The organism is Allocoleopsis sp. (genome assembly GCF_036703385.1).
Classification (GTDB): domain Bacteria; phylum Cyanobacteriota; class Cyanobacteriia; order Cyanobacteriales; family Coleofasciculaceae; genus Allocoleopsis.
On sequence record NZ_DATNPA010000780.1, the window covers coordinates 1 to 6,253 of the forward strand.

The following is a 6,253-nucleotide window of genomic DNA, read 5'->3' on the forward strand; positions in this document are numbered from 1 at the left end:
GACGCGCTACGCCATCTTGTCGTGCTGCCCGTTGTACAGCACCCGCAACGGCTGTCACAACTCGCTCATCAAAGACGGAAGGAATGATATGTTCTCGGTCTAAATCTGAGGCATGAATGAGAGAGGCGATAGCATCCGCGGCTTCCAGGTACATATTAGCCGTGATCGTTGCAGCGCGACAGTCAAGTACTCCGCGAAAGATGCCGGGAAAGGCAAGGACATTATTAATCTGATTGGGGTAGTCACTGCGACCGGTTGCCATCACAGCGACATAATCATCCACTAATTCGGGCTGAATTTCGGGGATTGGATTCGCCATTGCCATAACAATGGGTTTTTTCGCCATCGAATGTACCATTTGGGGAGTCAAGATATGGGGAACGCTGACGCCGAGAAACACATCAGCACCGGACATGGCACCGGCAAGAGAACCTGACGCATCAACGGCAAATTCTAGCTTTTGTTGAGTTAAATCCGTCCTAGTCTTGGAGAGGATACCTTTGGAGTCGCACATTAAAATTGTCTTAGCACCGGCTTTGCGCAGTAAGCGTGCGATCGCAATTCCAGCCGCGCCTGCGCCATTAATCACCATCCGAACTTCTTCGATGGATTTGTTCACCAGCTTCAGGGCGTTAATCAATGCGGCGAGGCTGACGATCGCTGTACCATGTTGGTCATCATGAAAGACAGGAATATCCAATTCCCGCCGTAGCCGCTCTTCAATTTCAAAGCAGCGGGGAGCGCTGATATCTTCCAAGTTTACACCCCCAAAAACGGGAGCGATATTCTTGACTGTTTCGACAATCTGGTCTGTATTTTGGTTCGCTAAACAGATCGGGAAGGCATCGATGTTAGCAAATTCTTTAAAGAGCATCGCTTTGCCTTCCATGACCGGCAGCGCGGCCTCTGGCCCCAGGTTTCCCAAGCCTAATACGGCGCTACCATCAGTGATAATCGCAACTGTATTGCTTTTGATGGTGAGGGAGTAAACTTTTTCTGGGTCTTCTGCGATCGCTTCGCAAATGCGCCCCACACCGGGTGTGTAAGCCATTGCCAAATCGGCTTGAGTTTCTAACGGCATTTTGTTCTGGATACAAATTTTGCCGCCTCGATGCAAGTTGAACGTGCGATCGTAGACATTGATTAGTTTGATATGATTCAGTGCCTTAACCGCGTTCACAATTTGATCGGCGTGTTCTGTGCTAGTAGCATCTACAGTAATGTCGCGAATGGCAATCTTTCGAGTTTGTTCGAGGAGCTTAATTTGTCCGAGGTTGCCGCCGACTTCTGCGATTGCACCAGTAACGCTGGCTAACATCCCGGCACGGTTGGGAACTTGGACGCGAATGGTTAAACTGAAACTGGGGTTGGGCGTTAGGTCTGCCATGCTGTGTCGATTGCGGATTTGAAATTGTAGATTTTAGACTGAATTCAAAATCCCATATCTAAAATCTCAAATTAACCTAGCCTACAGGGCTAACCTGCTGCCAGTTGTACTCATTTACACTTATGAGGAAGCGCTCTACCCTATTTCAAACAAGTCTCTACACTGAAATTGTGATTAATGCGCCAAAGCAGCGAGTGTGGCAGGCGTTGTTCCAGAAAGACCAATGGAAGCACTGGAACACCTTTTTATATGACTGTGACTCAAAAGTGCCCTTTCGTCAGGGTCAGGAAGTCTTCCTCTCGCTGCGACGGCTTCCCCATGAGGATGAAACTGAGATTGAGCCTGTGGTGACACAAGTGCAGCCCCATGTCTGCCTCAGCTGGGTTGCCTCAATTCCTGGCTTTCGCAATGAGTATGTGTTTGAACTGCAAGAGATTGGTAGGGGTCGTACCCAATATATTCACAAAAATTATTATTCCGGTTTCTTAACCCGTGTGTTTCTGCCGTTTATTCGGGGAGATGAGCAGCGGGGTAATCAACGAATGGCAAGGGAATTGAAGCGATACGTTGAAAGTTTTTGATGAGCTTGCTAAGTTGCTCTCTTCACCTGTTGATTTGCAAACACTCTTAAGTCGAATGTCACTGACTTAAGCGTTTGTAGTAAGCGCTTTAGCGCTTCTGGCACTGAAGTGCCGACTAGGAACCTATGTTATTTCAGTGACATTCCTTATTAAGGCGAATGTCACTGACTTAAAGGAAAAGTGATCGTTGTTTGGGAAAAACCCAGATTGGGGGGTTTCCCCCCAAACCCCCCACTGGGGGACGGAGTGCCTCCCCCAGGCCCCCTGCACAAGGGGCGGTTGGTGAGGTAAAAGAGTTCTTAGGTCAGTGCCATTCCTCTTAATACTAATTAATACTAAGTTGCAGTCAAAGATAGTAGATAGAGGGACAAGGGAGACAAGGAGGACAAGGGAGACAAGCGGGAAGGAAAGTATTACCTATGAACGCAACTCGGTATAACTCCTAAAAACAACTAAAACGTTATACATTTCTGAGACAATCAAACAATAGCTGTCAGCGAAAGCTCCATTTGTCAAGTTGGAAGGTGAGTTGGTTGAAAGTTGGAAGGTTGGACGTAATTTTCTGTAGGCATTCCTAACGGGTAGGTTCAAACTCGTCCTAACCTTTAACTTGTGAATCTGCAACCTGCGAACTTTCTAACCTCCAACCCATGCTGCTGATAGCGCATAGCGCATAGCCAAGGAAGAACATACCAATGCCGGACAACCTTAGAAGCCAAGTCGTTACCCAGGGCGTGCAGCGATCGCCTAACCGTGCCATGCTACGGGCTGTGGGTTTCCAAGACCAAGATTTTACCAAGCCCATTGTGGGTATTGCCAATGGGTACAGCACGATTACCCCTTGCAATATGGGCATCAATGTGCTTGCACAACGAGCTGAGGCGGCCGTTAAAAACGCCAGTGCCATGCCTCAGATGTTCGGTACGATTACCATTAGCGATGGTATCTCGATGGGTACGGAAGGGATGAAGTATTCCCTAGTGTCACGAGACGTGATTGCTGACTCGATTGAGACGGCTTGCAATGGTCAGAGTATGGATGGGGTGCTGGCGATTGGCGGCTGTGACAAGAATATGCCAGGTGCCATGATTGCAATGGCACGGATGAACATCCCTGCCATTTTCGTCTACGGGGGAACTATCAAACCCGGACATCACAACGGACGCGACTTGACGGTTGTCAGTTCCTTTGAAGCGGTGGGAGAGTACAGCGCTGGCAAGATTGATGAAAATGAACTGATGGAAGTCGAGCGAAAGGCTTGCCCCGGTGCAGGTTCCTGCGGGGGAATGTATACCGCTAATACCATGTCTTCCGCCTTTGAAGCGATGGGGATGAGTCTGCCGTATTCCTCCACAATGGCAGCTGAGGATGCCGAAAAAGCGGACAGCGCTGAAAAATCTGCTTTTGTTTTGGTGGAGGCGATTCGTAAACAGTTATTACCTCGCCAGATTCTGACTCGCAAGGCATTTGAAAATGCAATTTCTGTCATTATGGCGATCGGGGGTTCCACGAATGCCGTATTACATTTACTCGCGATCGCACATTCGGCTGGAGTCGAGTTAACGCTTGATGACTTTGAGACGATTCGTGCTAAGGTACCGGTACTGTGTGACCTTAAACCGAGTGGTCGATATGTAGCAACCGATTTACATCGTGCTGGTGGCATTCCCCAAGTGATGAAAATGCTGCTAGTGCATGACTTGTTGCACGGGGACGCCTTAACGATTACCGGTCAAACCATTGCTGAAGTATTGGCAGATGTTCCAGAGGAACCCCCAAAAGACCAGGATGTGATTCGTGCTTGGAATAATCCGATGTATGCTCAAGGGCACTTGGCGATTTTGAGGGGCAATTTGGCAACAGAGGGCGCGGTGGCGAAAATCACCGGGGTCAAAAAGCCACAAATTACTGGCCCTGCACGGGTGTTTGAATCCGAGGAAGCTTGCCTAGATGCCATTCTTGCTGGTCAGATTAAGGCGGGAGATGTGATTGTCGTCCGTTATGAAGGGCCAAAAGGTGGGCCAGGAATGCGGGAAATGCTCGCTCCTACCTCTGCACTGATTGGTGCTGGGTTAGGGGATGCGGTGGGTTTAATTACCGATGGACGCTTTTCCGGAGGTACCTACGGCATGGTTGTGGGACATGTGGCACCAGAAGCAGCAGTTGGAGGTGCGATCGCATTGATTCAAGAAGGGGATACGATTACGATTGATGCTCCTGCACGGTTGTTACAGCTCAATGTATCGGATGAAGAATTAGAGCGACGCCGTGCCAACTGGCAGCCGCCCAAACCTCGGTATACAACGGGTGTGCTAGCGAAGTATGCCAAGTTAGTATCTTCCAGCAGTGTCGGTGCGGTGACAGATTTGGGGTTGGATTGAAGCTTGGCGGTTTCAACCGCAGCTACATAAACTCGCACCCGCCTGCGTGGCTTACAAAATACGTGATTTATCTCTAGTCCGCGAAGGCGGACTTTGTTTTTATAGCCGTGATTTCTAATCGCTAGAGCGCCGGTTCAGTAATCCCAGCCATAACGAAAAATGATCATTCTGGCGCTCATCTTCAGCGGAAAATCAGGCTCTTGATTATTAGTGAACTGGCGCTCTAGGGCTTAATCTGCATAAGCTTTCCACTCATGAGATATATAGTGTTACGTCAGTTATCCTCTACCAACACAGGACTCTGCCAATGCGCCCTCCTCTCAAGTCCATCAGCTTGTTGACGACGACATTGCTGCTTTCCCTGACTCCTTCCCTATTGCCCATTTGGGGGCGGGCACAGAGGCACCGCCCCTACATTTTACTCGCCGCCGCAGCACAGACACCAACGACACAAAACCGTCAAGCCGAGGTAGATAAGCTATTCCAAGAAGGTGTGCAGCAGTATCGCCAAGGGTACTACCCAAAAGCACTCGCTACTTATCAACGGGTGCTGGAAATACGGCAACAACAGAATGACAAAGCCGGAATTGGGCAAACCCTCAATAATATGGGTGAGGTTTACATCGGTTTGGGGCAACCTGACAAAGCCTCGGAAGTCTTGCAGCAAGCCTTGGCTATGCGTCGGGAACTAAAAGACCGAAAAGGGGAAGGAGAAACACTCGATAACCTTGGCTCAGTCTACAACTTTAAAGACCAATATGACAAAGCCTTAGAAGTTTTACAGCAAGCCTTAGCTATTCGTCGAGAGGTAAAAGATAGGGCAGGGGAAGGTAGGACACTGAGAAAAATAGGGGTAACTTACTCTTATTTAAAACAAAAGCCTAAAGCTTTAGGAATATATAACCAAGCACTGACAATTCAGCAAGAAGTAGGAGATAAATTTCAGATAGGTTATACGTTTGGTGCGATAGGTTCACTATATTCAGATTTGGAAGACTATCCCCGTGCTTTGGAGTGGTTTGAGAAATCATTAGCTGCACACCGAGAGCTAGGTAATCGCTTCGCCGAAAGCAATTTTCTGTTACTAATCGGAGGTACTTACTTCAACCAATTTAAATATGACCGCGCTTTGGAATCTTATCAGCAAGCATTACCCATATTTCGAGAATTAGGGCTGCGCGGAAAAGAATATATCGCGCTGTTTAACATAGGTAACACTTATGGCGCAAAAGGTGACAAGGAACGTGCTGTGGAGTTTCTCCAGCAATCATTGGCAATTCAACGGGAAATCAACGACAGCAGCTTCCAACTGGATACCCTGACAACGCTCATGATTAATAGTTCTAAAGCATATGATTTGTATTACAAAGGATTGTATTCTCAAGCTAGAGCGGAAGCACCCCATGATATTAAGTTGGCGCAGGACGTTTTACAGTTGTCGCGAGAACCCAAACAGCCAGATAAGGAAGCATTTGCTTTAACAGAATTGGGGACTGCTTACAAAATTCTAGGAGACTACGACAAAGCCATAGAGTTTTTGCAACAAGCGGCGAATATTGCCCGCCAAGTTAAAGCATTAAGTACTGAAAGTGCGGCACTGTCTCAGCTTGACTCAATTTACGCTTCCCAAGGGAAGAATAGACAAGCTATTGAGTTAGGGCAGCGACAAATAGAAATCGCACGGGAACAAAAAAATCCTTCTGGTGAGGCATCTGATTTAAACAGTCTTGCCAGTACCTATTATGTGTTGGGAGAAGACGAGAAAGGGATTGAACTATACCAGCAAGCCTTAGCCAAGGCGCGGGAAATCAACATATCTCAATTATCTCCCAGTCTACAAGAAGATGCTTGGGAAACCCTGCCTGCTACCCTGGGGGGTTTGAGTTTGGGTTACAGCCATCTTG

General features: G+C 48.0%; 4 protein-coding genes. 3 read left to right on the forward strand and 1 reads right to left on the reverse strand.

Annotation, left to right across the window (positions count from 1 at the left end):
• The coding region (locus tag V6C93_RS36390) for a malic enzyme-like NAD(P)-binding protein (RefSeq protein ID WP_333481575.1) at positions 1-1,387 on the reverse strand (1,387 nt) is incomplete at its 3' end.
• A 122-nt stretch (positions 1,388-1,509) separates the two neighbouring features.
• Here V6C93_RS36390 and V6C93_RS36395 point away from each other — a divergent pair.
• The 3 genes from V6C93_RS36395 to V6C93_RS36405 all read left to right on the forward strand — a co-directional run.
• Positions 1,510-1,968, forward strand: coding sequence for an SRPBCC domain-containing protein (locus V6C93_RS36395; protein ID WP_333481576.1), 459 nt, complete (start codon positions 1,510-1,512; stop codon positions 1,966-1,968).
• 695 nt (positions 1,969-2,663) lie between these two features.
• Positions 2,664-4,349 carry a dihydroxy-acid dehydratase gene (ilvD, locus tag V6C93_RS36400; RefSeq protein WP_333481577.1) on the forward strand — a complete coding sequence of 562 codons (1,686 nt, stop codon included), beginning with the start codon at positions 2,664-2,666 and terminating at the stop codon, positions 4,347-4,349.
• A 307-nt stretch (positions 4,350-4,656) separates the two neighbouring features.
• The coding region (locus tag V6C93_RS36405; protein ID WP_333481578.1) for a tetratricopeptide repeat protein at positions 4,657-6,253 on the forward strand (1,597 nt) is incomplete at its 3' end.